The sequence below is a fragment of the Streptomyces sp. YS415 genome, assembly GCF_023544665.1.
In the GTDB taxonomy this organism is placed as follows: domain Bacteria; phylum Actinomycetota; class Actinomycetes; order Streptomycetales; family Streptomycetaceae; genus Streptomyces.
Genome location: NZ_JAMJFL010000017.1, coordinates 19098 through 35548, shown reverse-complemented (window position 1 = coordinate 35548; position 16451 = coordinate 19098). Strand labels below are relative to the sequence as shown.

The 16451-nt window shown below is 72.1% G+C and carries 15 protein-coding genes; 3 read left to right on the top strand and 12 right to left on the bottom strand.

Going from position 1 to position 16451, the window contains the following annotated elements; genetic code table 11:
* Position 1: 1 nt before the first annotated feature.
* From M8H82_RS22050 to M8H82_RS22040, 3 genes are all read right to left on the bottom strand, one after another.
* The gene (locus M8H82_RS22050) at positions 2 to 139 is read right to left on the bottom strand and encodes a hypothetical protein (RefSeq protein ID WP_250076597.1); all 138 of its coding nucleotides are present in this window, start codon (positions 137 to 139) and stop codon (positions 2 to 4) included.
* A gap of 314 nt (positions 140 to 453) precedes the next feature.
* A complete protein-coding gene (locus M8H82_RS22045) occupies positions 454 to 954 on the bottom strand; it encodes a DUF402 domain-containing protein (protein ID WP_250076596.1) in 501 nt (166 codons plus the stop codon).
* Positions 935 to 1867 carry a GNAT family N-acetyltransferase gene (locus M8H82_RS22040; RefSeq protein ID WP_250076595.1) on the bottom strand — a complete coding sequence of 311 codons (933 nt, stop codon included), beginning with the start codon at positions 1865 to 1867 and terminating at the stop codon, positions 935 to 937. The genes M8H82_RS22045 and M8H82_RS22040 overlap by 20 nt, the downstream gene beginning before the upstream one ends.
* A 72-nt stretch (positions 1868 to 1939) precedes the next feature.
* On the opposite strand from M8H82_RS22040, the gene M8H82_RS22035 reads away from it, so the two are divergent.
* Positions 1940 to 2308, top strand: coding sequence for a GntR family transcriptional regulator (locus tag M8H82_RS22035; protein WP_250076594.1), 369 nt, complete (start codon positions 1940 to 1942; stop codon positions 2306 to 2308).
* Here M8H82_RS22035 and M8H82_RS22030 read toward each other — a convergent pair whose 3' ends face one another.
* Complete coding sequence (locus M8H82_RS22030) at positions 2309 to 3079, bottom strand: DUF72 domain-containing protein (RefSeq protein WP_250076593.1); 771 nt, start codon at positions 3077 to 3079, stop codon at positions 2309 to 2311. It abuts the gene before it with no gap.
* Between the two features lie 15 nt (positions 3080 to 3094).
* The gene (locus tag M8H82_RS22025) at positions 3095 to 4189 is read right to left on the bottom strand and encodes a DUF5925 domain-containing protein (protein WP_250076592.1); all 1095 of its coding nucleotides are present in this window, start codon (positions 4187 to 4189) and stop codon (positions 3095 to 3097) included.
* A gap of 131 nt (positions 4190 to 4320) precedes the next feature.
* Between M8H82_RS22025 and M8H82_RS22020 the strand changes: the two genes are divergently transcribed.
* Complete coding sequence (locus M8H82_RS22020) at positions 4321 to 5733, top strand: xylan 1,4-beta-xylosidase (RefSeq protein ID WP_250076591.1); 1413 nt, start codon at positions 4321 to 4323, stop codon at positions 5731 to 5733.
* Between the two features lie 4 nt (positions 5734 to 5737).
* Here M8H82_RS22020 and M8H82_RS22015 read toward each other — a convergent pair whose 3' ends face one another.
* From M8H82_RS22015 to M8H82_RS21990, 6 genes are all read right to left on the bottom strand, one after another.
* The gene (locus tag M8H82_RS22015) at positions 5738 to 9403 is read right to left on the bottom strand and encodes a lipopolysaccharide biosynthesis protein (protein WP_250076590.1); all 3666 of its coding nucleotides are present in this window, start codon (positions 9401 to 9403) and stop codon (positions 5738 to 5740) included.
* Positions 9396 to 10196, bottom strand: coding sequence for a polysaccharide deacetylase family protein (locus M8H82_RS22010; protein WP_250076589.1), 801 nt, complete (start codon positions 10194 to 10196; stop codon positions 9396 to 9398). The genes M8H82_RS22015 and M8H82_RS22010 overlap by 8 nt, the downstream gene beginning before the upstream one ends.
* A complete protein-coding gene (locus tag M8H82_RS22005; RefSeq protein ID WP_250076588.1) occupies positions 10189 to 11187 on the bottom strand; it encodes a glycosyltransferase family 2 protein in 999 nt (332 codons plus the stop codon). Before M8H82_RS22005 ends, M8H82_RS22010 begins: the two co-directional genes overlap by 8 nt.
* On the bottom strand, positions 11184 to 12011 hold the full coding sequence (locus M8H82_RS22000; RefSeq protein ID WP_250076587.1) for a glycosyltransferase family 2 protein: 828 nt from the start codon (positions 12009 to 12011) through the stop codon (positions 11184 to 11186). The genes M8H82_RS22005 and M8H82_RS22000 overlap by 4 nt, the downstream gene beginning before the upstream one ends.
* Before the next feature lie 333 nt (positions 12012 to 12344).
* On the bottom strand, positions 12345 to 13442 hold the full coding sequence (locus M8H82_RS21995) for a GNAT family N-acetyltransferase (protein ID WP_250076586.1): 1098 nt from the start codon (positions 13440 to 13442) through the stop codon (positions 12345 to 12347).
* A 1-nt stretch (position 13443) separates the two neighbouring features.
* A complete protein-coding gene (locus M8H82_RS21990) occupies positions 13444 to 13818 on the bottom strand; it encodes a hypothetical protein (protein ID WP_308293270.1) in 375 nt (124 codons plus the stop codon).
* 222 nt (positions 13819 to 14040) lie between these two features.
* Here M8H82_RS21990 and M8H82_RS21985 point away from each other — a divergent pair, with 222 nt between their 5' ends.
* A complete protein-coding gene (locus tag M8H82_RS21985) occupies positions 14041 to 14835 on the top strand; it encodes an SGNH/GDSL hydrolase family protein (protein WP_250076584.1) in 795 nt (264 codons plus the stop codon).
* A gap of 4 nt (positions 14836 to 14839) precedes the next feature.
* Here M8H82_RS21985 and M8H82_RS21980 read toward each other — a convergent pair whose 3' ends face one another.
* On the bottom strand, positions 14840 to 16441 hold the full coding sequence (locus tag M8H82_RS21980; protein WP_250076583.1) for a serine/threonine-protein kinase: 1602 nt from the start codon (positions 16439 to 16441) through the stop codon (positions 14840 to 14842).
* Positions 16442 to 16451: the final 10 nt, after the last annotated feature.

Below are 16451 nucleotides of genomic sequence, written 5' to 3'. Positions count from 1 at the left end.
GTCAGCCGTCCGGCCACCATGTGCGCGCGATGTCCTTGCGGACCTCGGGTCTGCCCGCGGGACGATCCTCGGCCTCCTCGCCGGCCACCCGGCGCGAGTCCGTCTTTTTCAGGGGCTTCTGCACGGTGATGCGGCGCATGGCTGCCTCCTTCAGTGCCTACCGTGTTCCGCGTTCTCACGGAGGTAGACCCTTTTGGCGAGGGTTCCTCATCGACGGCGTTCTGTCAGTGGCCGTTCTCACCATTCGACTGCGTTTCAACTGTCAGTGGCGGGTGTCATCCCTATCTGGCCGCAGCACACAGTGACGACACGACAACGGTGCGTACTGATTGGGGTGCTGGGGTGCTGCGGCACCGGCAGCCTGTCGCTGCTCGCTGCCGAGCAGGGGCACCGCTGCTGTGGGGGAGGGCCGTGGACGACGAGCGGTACGCGGTGGTGGCGCTGCCCTGAGGCTCAGGCCAGCAGGGACTCGAAGCCGCCCTCCAGGGCCAGCTTCTCCAGGGTGTCCAGGGCGGCGACGGCCGCCGCCGCGGCCTGCGGATCGCGCTCGGTGAGGCCGCTCTCCTCGAACTCGTCCTCGTCCAGCCGCCGTACGTCCGTGCCGTCCGCCGAGCGCCACAGGTCCAGGTCGAGGTCCTCCACGGTCAGCTGCGTGCCCGAGAGTGTCGCGGGGCGCGTGATGTCGCAGTACCAACCCTTGAGGGTGCCGTGCGGGCCGCGTACCTCCATCACCGCGTACCAGCGGTCCCGCCAGTAGTACTCGGTGAAGACGTCACCCGGCTCGAAGCGCACGAACCCGAAGTCGCGGACCTGGGCGCCCGCGAAGTCCGCCCGCACGACGACCCGGGTGCCGTCGTCCTGGAGCAGTTCGGCGGGGTAACGGATCTTCTCCCGGCCGCCCTTGACCAGGACCACGTCCACCAGGGTCCCCGGCTCAGCCGAGTTCGCGGACATAGCGCACCTCCGTCGCGCAGACCTCGTATCCGAACCACCGGTTGATCGCGAGCATCGGCTCGTTGCCGGTGTCGTTGCCGGTGAAAGCCTCCGTGTACCCGGCCGCGCGCGCCCGGTGCAGGGAGTCGTTCTTGGCCAGCTTGGCCAGGCCCCGGCCGCGGAAGGCGCGGGCCGTGCCGGTCATGCCGGTGCTGTACCGGGTGCCGCCGTCCGTGCGGGCGGCGGTGAAGGCGGCGGGCACCCCGTCCACGAGGGCGATCGTGGTCAGCTCCAGGCTGGTCAGCGGGTGCTGCCAGGTCTCCCGCAGCCAGGACTCGTAGTCCGTGAGCTCCGCGGCGCCGGCCTCGCTGGGTTCGTCCGCCGTCGTCTCCGCGTCCAGCTCGAACACCGGGCGCGGATTGTCCGCGAAGTCGGAGGCGGGGCGCAGCTCGACCCCCGGCGGCGGGGGCTGCAGCGGCGGCAGCTTGCCGTTCGCCAGGTCCAGCCGCAGGAAGTGCGCGGACCGGCTCGCCCGGTAGCCGTGCGCCTCGGCGAAGGCGCGGTTGCCCGGCGCGTCCAGGACCCACGCCAGCAGCCGGGTCGCGCCCAGCGCCGCGAGGTACTCCTCGGCGGTGCGCACCAGCAGCGTGCCCGCGCCGCGGTGGGTGCGCTCGGGGTCGACGTACACATTGACGAACGCCTGGTTCGGCTCCGCGCTCTCGTGCAGCAGGCCGACCTGCGCGCTGCCGATGATCTCGCCGTCCTCCTCGGCGACGAGCGGCCGGTAGCGGGCATCGGGATGGAGGTGGGCCAGATCGTGGGCGAGGGAGTCCGCGGTGACGAGGTAGAAGGGCAGGGCCCGGTGCCGGACGCCGGCGAAACCCTCCAGATCAGCTCGGACTCCGGGTCTGATCTCGCGCACGATGACAGTCATGGGGTCGCACGTTACGGGCGGTCCGCACCCGCGTGCCTCTCATTTTCCCGCGGGTACGGAACAATCGGTCCCGTGACCTTGAAGATCCACATCGATGACAGCGCGCCGCCGTACGAGCAGGTGCGGGCGCAGATCTCCGAGCAGGCGCGGACCGGGGTGCTGCCGGTGGGGTACCGGCTGCCGACGGTCCGGGGACTCGCGGAGTCACTGGGGCTCGCCGCGAACACGGTCGCCAAGGCGTACCGGGCGCTTGAGACGGACGGCGTGATCGAGACCCGGGGTCGCAACGGAACCTTCGTGGCCGCGGCCGGCTCCGCCGCGGAACGGGAGGCGGCGGCGGCCGCCCAGGCGTACGCGGAGCGGGTGCGGCGGCTGGGCCTGGCCGAGGGGGCCGCCCTGGATGCCGTACGGGACGCGCTGCGGGCGGTGTACGAGGAGTGACTAGGGAGCGGGCACCCGGTCGGGCGTGCGGGTCACCGTCAGCCCGGCCTTGGCCGCCAGCCGGGCGAACACCGCCGCGTCCCGCACCGCCGCCCCTCCGGGGTCGTTGTTGAAGTACGCGTACACGTCCCGGCTGTCCGGCCAGGTGTCCGCGATCCGGGCCGCCCACGTCGCCAGCGACTGCCGGCCGTAGCGCGGCCACGGCTGGGCCCGGCCCTGGTGGAAGCGGACGTAACCCCAGTCCGTGGTGCGCCACAGCGGGGTGACCGGGCGGGCCTGGATGTCCGCCCAGCACAGGGCCGCGCCCCGCGCCTGCAGGACCTCGCGCACCGACCGGGTCCACCACGAGTCGTGCCGCGGTTCCACCGCCACCCGGGTACCGGCCGGGAAGCAGGCGAGGCACGCGTCCAGCAGGCCCGGGTCCGCGCGCAGGGTCGGGGGGAGCTGGAGCAGCACCGGCCCCAGCCGGTCGCCCAGCCCCTGCGCGTGCGTCATCAGGCGGTCCACCGGCTCCTGAGGCTCCCGCAGCCGCTTGATGTGCGTCAGATAGCGGCTCGCCTTCACCGCCACCACGAAGTCCCCGGGCACCCGCTCCCGCCACGCCTCGAAGGTCTCCCGCGACGGCAGCCGGTAGAACGCGTTGTTGAGCTCGACCGTCGTGAAGTGGGCCGTGTACTCCTCCAGCCAGCGCCGCACGGGACAGCCCGACGGGTACAGCACGTCCCGCCAGTCCTTGTACTGCCACCCCGACGTGCCGACGTAGACGGTCATACCTTCATGAAAGCACTACAGGTACAGGCCCGCGTCCGCCCCGGGCCGCGGCTCCGGGAGCGACGTCGGGGACGTGCCCCGGCGCAGCGCGTACAGCTCCGCGAGGGTGGCGCCCTCCCGGCCCACGCCCTCCTCGGTGCCCAGCCAGCCCACCGCCTCCGACCGGGTCAGCGGGCCGACCTCGATCCGGGCCAGACAGCGGCCGGGGCGGACCACGGCCGGGTGGAGGCGCTCCAGGTCCTCGTTGGTGGTGACGCCGACCAGGACGTTGCGGCCCTGGCCGAGCAGTCCGTCGGTGAGGTTCAGCAGCCGGGACAGCGCCTGGCCCGCCGTGTGCTTGGCCTCGCCGCGGATCAGCTCGTCGCAGTCCTCCAGGAGCAGCAGCCGCCAGCGCCCCTTGCCGGTGCCGTCCTCCTCGCCGATCGCGATGTCCATCAGATAGCCGACGTCGCCGAACAGCCGCTCCGGGTCCAGTACGCAGTCCACCTGGCACCAGTCGCGCCAGGACCGGGCGAGGGTGCGCAGCGCGGACGTCTTGCCGGTGCCCGGCGGGCCGTGCAGCAGGAGCAGCCGGCCGGCGATGTCCTCCGGGGTCGTCTTCATCAGGCGGTCCATCGCGTCCGCCACCGGCGCCGTGTAGTTGGCGCGGACCTCCTCCCAGGTGCCGGCCGAGATCTGGCGGGTCGTGCGGTGCGGGCCGCGCCTGGGGGAGACGTACCAGAAGCCCATCGTCACGTTCTCCGGCTGGGGTTCGGGCTCGTCCGCCGCGCCGTCGGTGGCCTGGCCGAGGACCTTCTCCGCGAGTTCCGCGCTGGTCGCGGTGACCGTGACATCGGCGCCGCGGTTCCAGCGGGAGACCAGCACCGTCCAGCCGTCGCCCTCGGCGAGGGTCGCGCTGCGGTCGTCGTCGCGGGCGGCCCGCAGCACCCGGGCGCCGGGCGGCATCAGGGTCGCGCCGGACCGGACGCGGTCGATGTTCGCCGCGTGCGAGTAAGGCTGCTCGCCCGTCGCGAAGCGGCCGAGGAACAGCGCGTCGACGACGTCGGACGGGGAGTCGCTGTCGTCGACGTTGAGCCGGATCGGCAGAGCGTCGTGTGGGTTCGCAGACATGCCGTCATGATCCGGCACGAACGCTCCTCGCGCACCGGAATTGCCCCGGACGCCCTCCCCGGACACGGCCGCCGAACTGTTCTCCGCAGAAGCCTGCCCTCGCGCCCGTCACCCCCGTACCGTTGCCCTCGATGGGACGACATGGGTGGAATTCGGGGGCACGGCGGTGGCGGCTCACCGCGCTGCTCGGTGTGGGGGTGGCCGCTCTGGCCCTGGTGGTGACCCTGTTCAACACGCTGCCCGGAGGCGGCGCGAGCACCGAGGGCACCACACGCGACGGCGACAAGGTGCACGGCACCCCGACCGCCCCGCCGGACGGCACCGGCCCGGAGGTGGGCTGGGGGTTCACCCACACCCAGTTCAGCGCCGACGAGGGCGACGCGGCGGCCGTGCGGCGGGTCGAGCAGCGGCTCCCCGAGGGAATGCCGCAGATCCAGCACATCATGGGCTGGGGCGCCGACAACCCCGAGCCGGTGAAGGGGCGTTACGACTTCGAGGCGATGGACCGCCGGATCGACTTCGTCCGCGCCTCCGGCGGCACCCCCGTGGTCACCCTGTGCTGCGCCCCGGACTGGATGAAGGGCGGCGAGGCCGGTGTCGACAGCACCGACTGGAGTCAGGCCGCCCTGGAGACCGCGCCCGAGCCCGAGCACTTCGACGACTTCGCCGCGCTCGCGGCGACCGTCGCCAAACGCTACCCGGACGTACGGCACTTCATCGTCTGGAACGAGTTCAAGGGCTTCTGGAACGACGCCGAGGCCCGCTGGGACCACGAGGGCTACACCGAGCTGTACAACCTGGTCCACCGGGCGCTGAAGAAGGTCAACCCGGAGATCATGGTCGGCGGGCCGTATCTGGTGATGGACAGCCTCGATCCCCGCGAGGAGCACGCCTCCCCGAGCTTCAGGGGGAGTTGGGGTGCGATGGACCGACGGGTCCTCGACGCCTTCTCCTACTGGAACGAGCACAAGGCGGGCGCGGACTTCGTCGTCGTGGACGGCTCCAGCTACACCCGGGACGACGAGCTGCTGCCCGACGAGTTCGCGGCGACCGACAAGTTCACGGCCGTCGGGGAGTGGGTGCGCCGGCAGACCGGTGACGAACTGCCGCTGTGGTGGGCGGAGTACTACGTCGAACCCGCCGACGGCGACGACAACCGGCACGACTGGTCCGAGGCCCGGCGCGCCGCCGTCCACGCCGCCGGACTGATCGCCATGGCCGAGGGTGGCGCCACCTCCGGCTTCTACTGGAACCCGGAGGCCGAACGGGGCACCGACTGCCCCGGCTGCCTGTGGACGCCCACCAGCGGCGCGGACGGAGGGCGGAAACTGCCCCTGTACGACCTGCTGGCCCGGTTCGCCGAGGAGTTCCCGCCGGGCACGGAGTACGCGGACCTCGGCGCCGGCCCGCACGCCAGGGTGCTGGCCACCGAGCGGACCGCCCTCGTCGTCAACCCCCTCGACCGGTCCGTGCGAGTGACCGTCGACGGCAAACGCATCACGTTGCAGGCCTACGAGGTCAGGTGGCTCGACCGAGCCACCTGAGCCCCTACTCGATGGTCAGGAACCGCTGCACCAGCGAGGCCAGCAGCACCGCCAGCAGCGGCAGCGAGAACCAGAAACTGCCCTGCAGCCAGCGCAGTTGGCGCACGCTCGGCCGCACCGCGACCCGGACCAGCTCGCGCGTCGCCAGCAGCACGATCAGCGCGAGCGCCGCCAGCGCCCCGACCACCGACCAGGGCGTCCACGTCACCAGCGGTCCGGCCGGCCCGGGATCGGCCTCGGGAACCTCGCCCGCGGGCTGCTTGCGCAGCGCGTACATGGTCACGTCCTCGTTGGCGAAGACCTTCTTCAGCTCCTGGCGCCGGTCCAGGTTCTGCAGCAGCCGCGGCTCCCAGCTCTCCGAGTAGCCGACGTCCATCCGCAGATAGGTGACCTGACCGCGGTTGATCATCAGATACGAGTGGGGGCCCGCGTCCTTCAGCGCCTTGACCAGGCCCGACACCAGCACCGGGTCGACCGGCGCGAGCGTCGGCAGGTACTCGACCTTCTCCATGTCCCGGGCGCCCCACGGCATCGACGGCGTCACGACGTTGACGGGGTCGTTGCTCAGCCACAGCAGCCGCACACTCGGGTCGTCATGGGCGTAGACGTACTCCATGGCCGCGACCTCGCCCGGCCGGACCCGCTCGAACGGCTCGTTGCCCCAGCGGGCCACCAGGAAGCCGCCCATGAGCACCAGGCCCGCCAGGAACGCGGCCAGCGGAGCGAGGCTCACCCGGTCCTTGTCGCGCTCCTCGGCGGTGACGCCGGTGCGCGGGAACAGGGCGAGCCCGGTCAGCAGGGCCGCGCCGGGCAGCGCGAACATGAACACGCGCAGCGCCATCTCGCCGCCGTAGCTCTGCATGCCGAAGCCGAGGAACGGGACGAAGGTGAGGACCAGCAGGGAACGCTCGCGGTACTTGTGGTCACGGCGGCGCCACCAGCCCCAGCAGGCCATGGCCATCACCGAGCCGGCCAGCAGCACCCGCGTGTACAGCACCAGTTTGTGGGTGGAGCTGCCGCCCTCGATCCGGCCGGAGACCGACGAGGACACGTTGGAGCCGACGCCGCCGACCCCGCCGAAGAGTTCGTCGAAGTGTCCCGACCAGTACGGCTCGGCCATGAAGCCGGTCCAGGACACCACCATCACCCCGAACAGCACCGGCAGGCCGCGCAGTTCGCTGCGGCCGACCAGCACCAGGACCGTCAGCACACCGAGCATCACGAACGGTGTCAGCTGGTGGGCCGGCACACTCACCGTGAACAGCCCCATGACGACCAGCAGCAGCACCGCCCGCTGCCGCCGGTCCGTCGGCTCGACCTCCAGCTCGCCCGGCCGCACCTTCGTCCAGATCACCCGCGGCGTGCGGAACCACACCAGCAGGATCGCCGCGAACACCAGGTAGAGGAGATAGGTGAAGCCCTGCGGTGAGAAGTAGTCCTGGCCCACCCAGCCGCTCAGCACGAACACCCAGATGCCGGTCCAGCGCGCCCGCCAGCTCGCCCGCAGGGAGCGGGTCAGCAGGAACACCGGGACCAGGTACAGCAGTTGCATGGTCAGCGGCCACCAGCGGATGACCTCGGTGAGGTCCGAGACCCCGCAGGACTGCGCCACGAACGCGGCGACCGCGAAGAACCCGGGCCAGCTCCAGCGCGCGTCCAGATCCGGTACGGCGGACCCGGTGCGGTCGATGTGGTCGAGGAAGCCCAGGTGCTGCCAGGCCGTGGCGAACCGCGGCTCGGTCTCGATCAGTGCGGGCAGGGCGTGCAGCGAGACGACGGTCGCCAGCAGGGTGACCAGCAGCAGGGCCCGGTGCTCACGGCCGAGCCAGAGCAGCGACGCGAAGACCGTGACCAGCAGCCCGGCGCCGACCAGCGTCGGCAGGGGCAGCACGGAGACCAGCCCGAGCCCGCCCATCTCGTCCAGGTTGGCCTCGCCCAGTCGCAGCGCGGGCACCCAGTACAGCAGCAGCGCGGCCGTCAGCAGGCAGCCGAGGACGACACCCTTGCGGGTGGGCAGCAGCCGTGAACCCGCGGGCTCCTCGGGCTGCTCCTCCCGTACCCGCTCCGGCACTTCCGGTACGACCGCCTTCTCCTCCGTCTCGAACGGCGCGTCCACCTCCGGCAGCGGTTTCTCCACCGGCGCCGCGACCGCCCACGTGGGCCGACGCACCGCGGGCAGCCCCATGGGCGGGGTGCCGGGCCCCGGGCGGACGTCGGGGCGGCGGTCCAGGTGGTCGAAGTCGACGTGTATGCCGAGCGCGAGCGTGTCGCTGTCCAGCGCCCAGGCAGCGCCTCGCCTGGCCGGCTCGCGCGCCTCCGGAGCGTCGTGGCCGCCGTCGGGCGCGGCGCTCCCGGGGGCGTCGGCCGGGGCGGTCAGGAGCGTGCGGTACAGCTTGGGCGCCGCGATGGCCACGATCACCGCCAGCGCGCAGATCTCCGCGACCCCCGCACCGGTCAGCCCCATCCGGGGCAGCAGCACCAGGGTCAGCCCGAGCACCAGCGCGCACAGCAGGCCCTGGAGCCAGGCCAGTCCCGCGGTGCGGCTCTGCGCGCGCAGCACCGCGAAGTACGTCTCCATCACGACCCGCAGCAGCCCGCCGAGGGCGAACCAGCGCAGCAGCGGGGTCGCCGCGTCCGCGTACCCCGAGCCGAACACGCCGAGGATCCACGGCGCCCCGAAGAACAGGACCGCCGCCACCGGGATCATGATCTTCGCCATGCGCTTGAGCGCGGCCCGCGTGTTGGCGGCGAGCCGGCCCGGGTCGTGCGAGCCCTCGACGGTGAGAGAGGCGCCCATGTTGATGGCGAGCAGATTGACCGTGCCGCCGATGGTCGCGGTGATGTAGAAGTACGCGTTGTCCTCGGAGCTGACCTGCGCGGCCACGATCACGGGGATCAGATAGACCACGGCCAGCGAGAACAGCGAGCCGGTGTAGTCGCCCGCGAGGAACCTGCCGATCTCCGGCAGCGAGGGCGGCTCGGCGTGCTCCTCGGTGGACCTCACGTGCCGGGGCACCAGCCGCCGGAACACCAGCCAGCCCAGGGGCAGCACCGAGATCGCGATGGCCGCGACCCAGGAGACGAACACCCCGGTCGTCGGAACGGCCGCCGCGAAGGCGATCAGCAGGCCCAGCTTCACCGCCGAGAACGCGGTGTTGCCCACCGGCACCCACAGCGCGCTGCGCAGCCCGGTCAGCACCCCGTCCTGGAGGGTCAGCAGATTCCACGCGACGACGGCCGCGATGAACCCGAGCCCGTTGACCGGCCCGTCCAGGAACCGGTACGACGGCCCCCACCGGTCCAGCGTGATCAGGAAGACGCCCGCCGCCAGCGCCACGATCACCGAACTGCCCGCGTACGTACGGAAGATCAGCCGCCCGGTGGCCCGGCCCGCAACCGGGATGAACCGGGCCAGCGCACCGGTCAGGGTCACCGCGGTCAGGCCCGCGAGGAACTTCATCGCGGCGATCGCGGCCGAACCCTGGCCGACCGCCGACTCGGAGTAGTAGCGGGCCGCGGCCAGCCAGAAGCCGAGACCGAGCACCGCGGAGATGCCGGTGTTGAGCATCAGGGCGTAGGCGTTGCGGAACAGCTGGCTGCCGCGCCCCGACGGCTCGGGCGGCTCGGTCCCGGACTGCGGGGTCTCGGTCGTGGTCGTCGTGTCAGACACGTGAACGGATGGCCTTCCGGCGGACCTGGCGGGCTCTGCGGACCAGGGCGTACCCCTTGGTCAGGGCGAGGTCCCGGGCGAACGTACGGGTGATCGCGCGGCCCTCGACCAGCCGCTGGAACTCCTCGGCGCCCGTGCCGCGCCGCACGGTGACCCGGCGCAGCGCGTACGGTCCCTGCCGGCGCCGGGCGAGGCCGTTGCCCACGGCGAGCGCCTGGGCGTATCCCGTCTCGCGCACCGCCTCGCGCACCCGGCGGCTGGAGTAGCCGTACGGGTAGGCGAACGAGGCGGGGACCGCGCCGAGCCGGTCCGAGACGATCTCCTTGCACAGGATCAGCTCCCGGCGCAGCGCGTCGTCCGGGAGCTGGTCGAGCTGCGGGTGGGTGTGGCTGTGGCCGCCTATCTCGACCCCGGCGGCGGCCAGGTCCCGGACCTGGTCCCAGTCGAGCATGGTGTCCGGGGCGCCGCCGGTGCCGGACGGGCCGCGCAGCCAGCCGGTGCAGACGAACAGGGTGGCCGGGAAGCCGTGCCCGGCGAGCACGGGCAGGGCGTGCCGGTGCACGCCCTCGTAGCCGTCGTCGAAGGTGATGAGCACGGGCCGGGCGGGCAGCGGGCGCCCGTCGCGCCAACAGGACGCCAGCTCGGCCGTGCTGACCGGGGCGAGACCCAGTCCCGCGACGACCGCCATCTGCTCGGCGAACGCCTCGGGCGTCACCGACAGCGTGCGGGCGGCGTCGCTCGGCTCGGCCGACACGGCGTGGTACATGAGGATCGGAACAGCCTGCTCACCCATCCCCGCCCCCTCGGTCGTCGCCGATCGCCGCCACCGAGTACGTCACCGCACCCCGGCGCGCCCGCACGCTCCCGACGACATACCCACCGGCCGCGGTGAGCACCCCGGCGACGATCGCGCCCGCCCGGCCCGCACCCCCCGGCCGGGCCAGCACGGCGTCCCGCAGCCCGCGGACCACCCCGGCCGGCAGCACCCGGGTGGTGTACCGGCGCTCGGACTCAAGCCCCTTGTCCGCGCCGACACTCCGGGCCACCAGCGCCTTCGACAGACCCTCGGCATAGGTGCGGGTGCGGAAGTACCCGAAGTGCTCGCGCGCCTCGGGCACCCGGTGGTGGATCACCGCGCGGTCGTCGATCAGCAGTACGGCGTCGGGCCTGGCCCGGCTGAGCCGGATGCACAGCTCCGTCTCCTCGCAGCCCAGCGGCCGCTTGTCGCCGTCGCGCCCGATACCGGTGGCGAAACCGCCCGCCACGTCGAACGCCGTGCGCCGGAAGGAGGCGTTGCCGCCGAGGACGTTGCGGACCCGGACCCGGCCGGGCGGCAGGCCGCGGTAGGTGCAGCCGACCACCCAGTCGAACTCCTCGGGGATCCAGGCCGGGCGGCGGCCCGAGGCCCAGATCGGCTCGGTGCGTCCGCCGACCGCCATGACCCGCGGGTCGGTATAGGAGGCGGCGAAGTGCCGGAGCCAGTCCCGCTCGGCCACGGCGTCGTCGTCGAGGAAGGCGATCACCTCGCCGTAGGAGGCGGCGATACCGGTGTTGCGGCCGGCGGACAGGCCGCGGGGACCCGCGTTGGCGAGCACCCGCACGTCCGTGGCCTCCTTGTACTCCTGGGCCAGGCGCTCGTGCAGGAGGTCGTTGTGGTCGACGACCAGTAGCGTCTCCAGCGCCGGGCGGGACTGCGCCCGCACCGAGGCGACCGCCGCGAGGATGTCCTCCCAGCGGTCCTCGGTGTAGACGCAGATCACGACGGAGATGCCGGGACCGCTCAAGACACCTCTCCCCGGACCGAGTCGAGCAGCACGGAGCGCTCGGTGCGGCGGCGCAGGGCCCGCCGGTTGGAGCGCTCCCTGAGGATCACGTTGAGCACCCGGAACCCGTCCCGCACCGCGCGCAGATTGCTGGTGCCGTGGATGCGGAGGTACTCGTGGCTGGGTATCTCCTGCACCCGCAGACCCGCCTTGACCACCCGTATGTTCATCAGGGTCTCCACCTCGAAGCCGGTGCAGTCGAGGTCGATCTTGTCCAGGCAGTGCCGCCAGAAGGCGTTGTAGCCGTAGCACAGGTCGGTGTAGCGGGCGCCGAACTTGCGGTTGACGATCGTGCACAGCGCCCAGTTGCCGAGCTTGCGGATGAAGGTCATGTCGTCGGTGCCGCCGCCGTTGGCGAAGCGGGACCCCTTGGCGAAGTCGGCGCCCGAGACCAGCGCGGAGACGTAGCTGACGATTTCCTGCCCGTCGGCGGAGCCGTCCGCGTCGACCATCACGATGATGTCGCCGGAGCACGCCTCGAACCCGGTGATCAGGGCATCCCCCTTGCCCTTGCCCCGCTGCTCCACGACCTTGACGTCCGGCCACAGTTCGCGGGCCACCTCGACGGTGCCGTCGGTGGAGTTGCCGTCGACCAGCACCACTTCGTGGATCCAGTCCGGCAGGGTCTTGAAGACGTACGGAAGGTTCTCCGCCTCGTTCATGGCCGGGATCACCACGCTCACCGGCGGCGCTATCGCCAGATGCGAGGAGACGGGCCGGTAGGTCCGTGCCGTGCGGTACTCGTAGGTGTCACCCGTGGTGGCCGGGCGCAGAACTGAGCTCATGAGTCTGATCCCTCTCGTCCGGTGGGCCGCCCGCCCCTGGGGCGGCCCGGCTGTGTGTCCGGTTCGAAAGGGGGGTTATTACTGGCATAGCTCGTCGGCTCCCGCGAAGCGGCAGCCGATTGCGCGGCACGCCTCGGTCACCCGTACTCGAAGTACGCCGACCGAGTGCGGCACCCCCCTACCGCGCCCCGCGCCGGTTGCCACCGCGGCCCTGAGCCCTCCCCTGGTCCGCTGAATGGTGGTCCGATGCGGGTGAGATGTATGACGATATTGACGATTGCTCCTGTATGGCAAGACCTGGAACGAGGCCTCACGTTTTTGACGGTTTATCCGTTACAACCGACCTGACCTGATCTTTCCCACCTTCTTGAGCAGCCGGTCGGCGGGCTCGAACAGCTCCGGCCGGGACACCACGACATTGCGCAGGGCCCGTACCGGGGCACGGCGTGCCCGGTGCCCGAACGCCACCGGGTGACGCCGGGTCACCCACCCCTCGGCCACGCTGAGTTCGCGTGACTTCAGGGAGTCCTTGTATTCCTTCTGGCCCCGGCCGAGGTCCAGGTAGGCGATGCCGTCAGCGGCGGCCGCCTCGGCCATCCGCAGGTGCAGCACCAGGCCCGGGGAGTACTTCGCGAACTCCGGGTCGTACGCCGGGAACCAGCAGGCCAGCACCCGTTCGCTGCGCAGCCCGAAGTGCGCCGCGATCGGCTTGTCCCCGGCGTACAGCACCGACAGAACCCCGGCGAACGACTCGGTGCGGGAGTGGAACAGCTGCTCCACCAGGCGGGTGATCCAGTCCTGGGCGAACCGGTCGCTGCGCCCGGTCCTGCGGTACTGCGCCGACTTCCAGCCCATCAGGGTGTGCAGCGCCGCCGGGTCCCGTTCGTCGTGCACGTACCGCACGCCCGGGTGGTCGCGCCCCAGCCTGCGCTCCTTGGCGAGCGTGGTCCGGGTGAACTTCGGCGCTCGCTCCCGCAGTTCGCCGAGGTACGCCTCGTAACCCTGCTCCACGTCCATGACCGGCGACGGGAAGGTCCCGGTGGCCCCGGCGCGGAACGCCTGCTGGCCCTCGACGAGGTGGTCGAACTCCCAGACCGCGAGCCCGCAGGCACGCAGCAGGTCGCGGGCGTCCCAGGTGAAACCGGGCCGGTGCACCACGCCCTGGGCGTCGGAGACCCCGAGCCCGACGGCCCGGCCCACTCCGCCGGCCGTGCGCTGGTACGGGAAGTAGGCGGCAGGCTCGCCGGACTCGCGTACGACGGCGATCCGCACGCCGGAGCGGCAGCGGCCGACGGCCAGCGCGAACTCCGGTGACAGGAAGGGGTTGGCCAGCTCGGGCGACCCGTGCAGATGGGCCTTGGACTGCATCGCCGTCCACGCCGTCCGGTCGGCGGCCGTCAGCTCGCCGGGACGGTACACGCTGATGTCCACGTCAGGGATTCCGCTTTCTTTCCGTACGGCCGTGCAGCCGCCGTGCCAGGACCAGCAGGAAGAGCAGGGAGCTCAGCGCGGTCACGGCCACGATGCCGCCGGTGGCCGACCACTGGTGCAGGGTCAGCATCCCCTGGGCGACCAGCATGTTGACGACCACGGCGCCCGCCAGCGAGGCGAGGGTCCGGCCGAAGGGTTCGAGCCCGCGCAGGGCGGCGGCGATGGCCGCGGCCGGTGCCGCGAGCAGGAAGAACAGTGTGAGCGGGCCGCGCAGCGGAGAGTCGCTGCCGGCGAGCGCGAGCAGTGCTCCGGCCGCCCCCACGGCCGTCGCGGCGCCCGCCAGCAGCGGCGCCAGGTCCTCAGGGCCCGGTCGCACGCGCTGAACGCCGTCCGATGAAGATGTCTTCAGCCTGAACGTCTGCATTGGCGACTTTGCCCCCCGAAGCGCCGGATGCCGGGCTTCAATGTGGCGCAGGCCCGCGGCGGCCGTCAAGACGGCGCGGGGGGCGCGCGGCTGAATTGTTGACATGCACACTTCCCGTCAACACGCGTAGCTGCTACCACAGTTATGGCAGCAATCCTGCTAAAGGGAGGTTCCATGAGACGTTCCCGAATCGCCGCTTACGTCAGCTCACTCCTCCTCGCCGCCGGCACCGTGCTCACCGGCGCCGGCGCGGCCCAGGCAGCCCCCGGCCCGTACGTGGCCCTCGGCGACTCCTACGCCTCGGGCGTCGGCGCCGGGAGCTACATCGGCTCCAGCGGCGACTGCAAGCGCAGCACGAAGGCCCACCCGTACCTCTGGGCGGCCGCCAACTCACCCTCGTCGTTCGCCTTCACCGCCTGCTCCGGCGCCCGAACGGGTGATGTTCTCGCCAACCAGATGGGCCCGCTCAGCTCCAGCACCGCCCTGGTCTCCATCAGCGTCGGCGGCAACGACGCCGGGTTCGCCGACGTCATGACGACCTGTGTGCTCCAGTCCGACAGCTCCTGCATCTCCCGCATCAACACCGCCAAGGCGTATGTCGACTCGACGCTCCCGGGCAAGCTCGACAGCGTCTACTCGGCGATCCGCGCCAAGGCCCCGTCCGCCCGGGTGGTCGTACTCGGCTACCCGCGCTTCTACAAGCTCGGCCAGGCCTGCCTCGGCCTGTCGGAGACCAAGCGCAAGGCCATCAACGACGCGGCCGACTACCTGGACGCCGCCGTCGCCCGCCGCGCCGCCGCGCACTCCTTCACGTTCGGCGACGTCCGCACCACCTTCACCGGCCACGAGATCTGCTCCGGCAGCTCCTGGTTGCACAGTGTCAACTGGCTCAACATCGGCGACTCGTACCACCCGACCGCGGCCGGCCAGTCCGGCGGCTATCTGCCGGTCCTCAACAGCGCGGCCTGATCCTTCAGTCGCTCGGCGAAGGGGAAGGGGAGACCCCGCCCGTCGGGGTCTCCGTCACACAGGTCACCGAGAACGCGACCGGGTCGGATGTCGTCTCCACCGGGTCCCGGACCTCGACACTGATCTCGTTCTCGAACGTCCCGCTGTCGTCGTACGTGGTCACGAACGCCCGGTCCTCCTTGGTGCGGGAGCCCCCCTCGGGGAACGACAGCGTCTTCCAGCCCTGGTCCATCACCTCGCCGTCCCGCGACACCCAGCGATAGCTGACCTCCGCGGGCAGCCGGCCCACGGTGAACGTCGCGGTGAAGGCCGGGGCCTCGCCCTCCGGCGGCGGACAGGAACCCTCGTACTCCGTGTGCGATCCGGCCAGCGACACCTCCACCGACTGCGGCGGCGGGCTCGACTCCGTCCGCGTCTCGCTCGGCGTCGGCTCCGGGGCGCTGTCCTCCTCGCTCTCGGAGGGGGTCGCCTCCGCCTCCGTCTGCGCCTGGCTGGTGGTGCCGCTCCCGCCGCGGTCGCCGTCCCTCTCGCCGTTGAGCAGCGCGTACATCAGACCGGCCACTGCCAGCGCGAGCACCGCGAGACCGGCGACCAGGACGACGGCGGCCCGACGGTTCCGGCCTGGGCGCTCCGCAGCGGTGGCACCAGTGGCAGCGGTGGGCGCCGCCGCATAGGGCAGCGGCGGGGTCGGCGGCGGCTGCCGGTGCCCGGCGAGGGTCGGGGCGTACGGCGACGCCCGCACCGTCCCCGCCCGCGGGGTGCCGCCCGCGCCGACGATCCGCAGCTCCTCCTCCGCCCGCTCCGCCGGCAGCCGCTCGGCGGGGTCCTTGCGCAGCAGCCCTTCGATCACCGGCGCGAGCGGGCCCGCCCGGTGCGGCGCCGGCAGCTCGTCGTCGACGATCGCGCGCAGGGTGCTGAGCGGGGTGTCCTGGCGGAACGGGGAGTTGCCCTCGACGGCCGCGTACAGCAGCACGCCGAGCGACCACAGGTCGGACTCCGGTCCCGGTCTGCGGCCCAGCGCCCGCTCCGGGGCGAGGAACTCGGGCGAGCCGATCACCTCGCCGGTCATCGTCAGCGCGGAGGTGCCCTCGACCGTCGCGATCCCGAAGTCGGTGAGCACCACCCGGCCGTCGTTCGACAGCAGGACGTTGGCCGGCTTCACGTCCCGGTGCAGCACCCCCGCCCCGTGCGCGGCCCGCAGTGCCGCCAGCACCTCGGCCCCGATGTGCGCCGCGCGCTGCGGGGACAACGGGCCCTCGGCGTCCAGGAGTTCGGCCAGCGAGATACCGCGGACCAGCTCCATCACGATCCACGGCCGGCCGCCCTGCAGGGCCACGTCGTACACCGTCACGACGTTCCGGTTCGCGACCCGGGCCGCCGCCCACGCCTCGCGCTCCAGACGGGCGTACATCCGCTCCACGTCGGCGGCCGGCAGACCGTGCGGGGCCCGCACCTCCTTGACGGCGACCTCGCGGTGCAGCACCTCGTCCCGGGCGCGCCAGACCGTCCCCATGCCGCCCTCGCCGAGGGGGGACAGGAGACGGTAGCGGCCCGCGATCACTCGTTCACTGCCCGGTGCGTCGGACACGGGCGCCCCCATTCGCATGCGCGCGAAA

Excerpts from the sequence above, each read along its gene's own strand:
- M8H82_RS22040 (WP_250076595.1), bottom strand. The coding sequence starts at position 1,867 with ATGACTGTCATCGTGCGCGAGATCAGACCCGGAGTCCGAGCTGATCTG.
- M8H82_RS22045 (WP_250076596.1), bottom strand. The coding sequence starts at position 954 with ATGTCCGCGAACTCGGCTGAGCCGGGGACCCTGGTGGACGTGGTCCTG.
- M8H82_RS22025 (WP_250076592.1), bottom strand. The coding sequence starts at position 4,189 with ATGTCTGCGAACCCACACGACGCTCTGCCGATCCGGCTCAACGTCGAC.
- M8H82_RS21985 (WP_250076584.1), top strand. The coding sequence starts at position 14,041 with ATGAGACGTTCCCGAATCGCCGCTTACGTCAGCTCACTCCTCCTCGCC.
- M8H82_RS22010 (WP_250076589.1), bottom strand. The coding sequence starts at position 10,196 with ATGGGTGAGCAGGCTGTTCCGATCCTCATGTACCACGCCGTGTCGGCC.
- M8H82_RS22020 (WP_250076591.1), top strand. The coding sequence starts at position 4,321 with ATGGGACGACATGGGTGGAATTCGGGGGCACGGCGGTGGCGGCTCACC.
- M8H82_RS21980 (WP_250076583.1), bottom strand. The coding sequence starts at position 16,441 with ATGCGAATGGGGGCGCCCGTGTCCGACGCACCGGGCAGTGAACGAGTG.
- M8H82_RS22000 (WP_250076587.1), bottom strand. The coding sequence starts at position 12,011 with ATGAGCTCAGTTCTGCGCCCGGCCACCACGGGTGACACCTACGAGTAC.
- M8H82_RS22030 (WP_250076593.1), bottom strand. The coding sequence starts at position 3,079 with ATGACCGTCTACGTCGGCACGTCGGGGTGGCAGTACAAGGACTGGCGG.
- M8H82_RS22050 (WP_250076597.1), bottom strand. The coding sequence starts at position 139 with ATGCGCCGCATCACCGTGCAGAAGCCCCTGAAAAAGACGGACTCGCGC.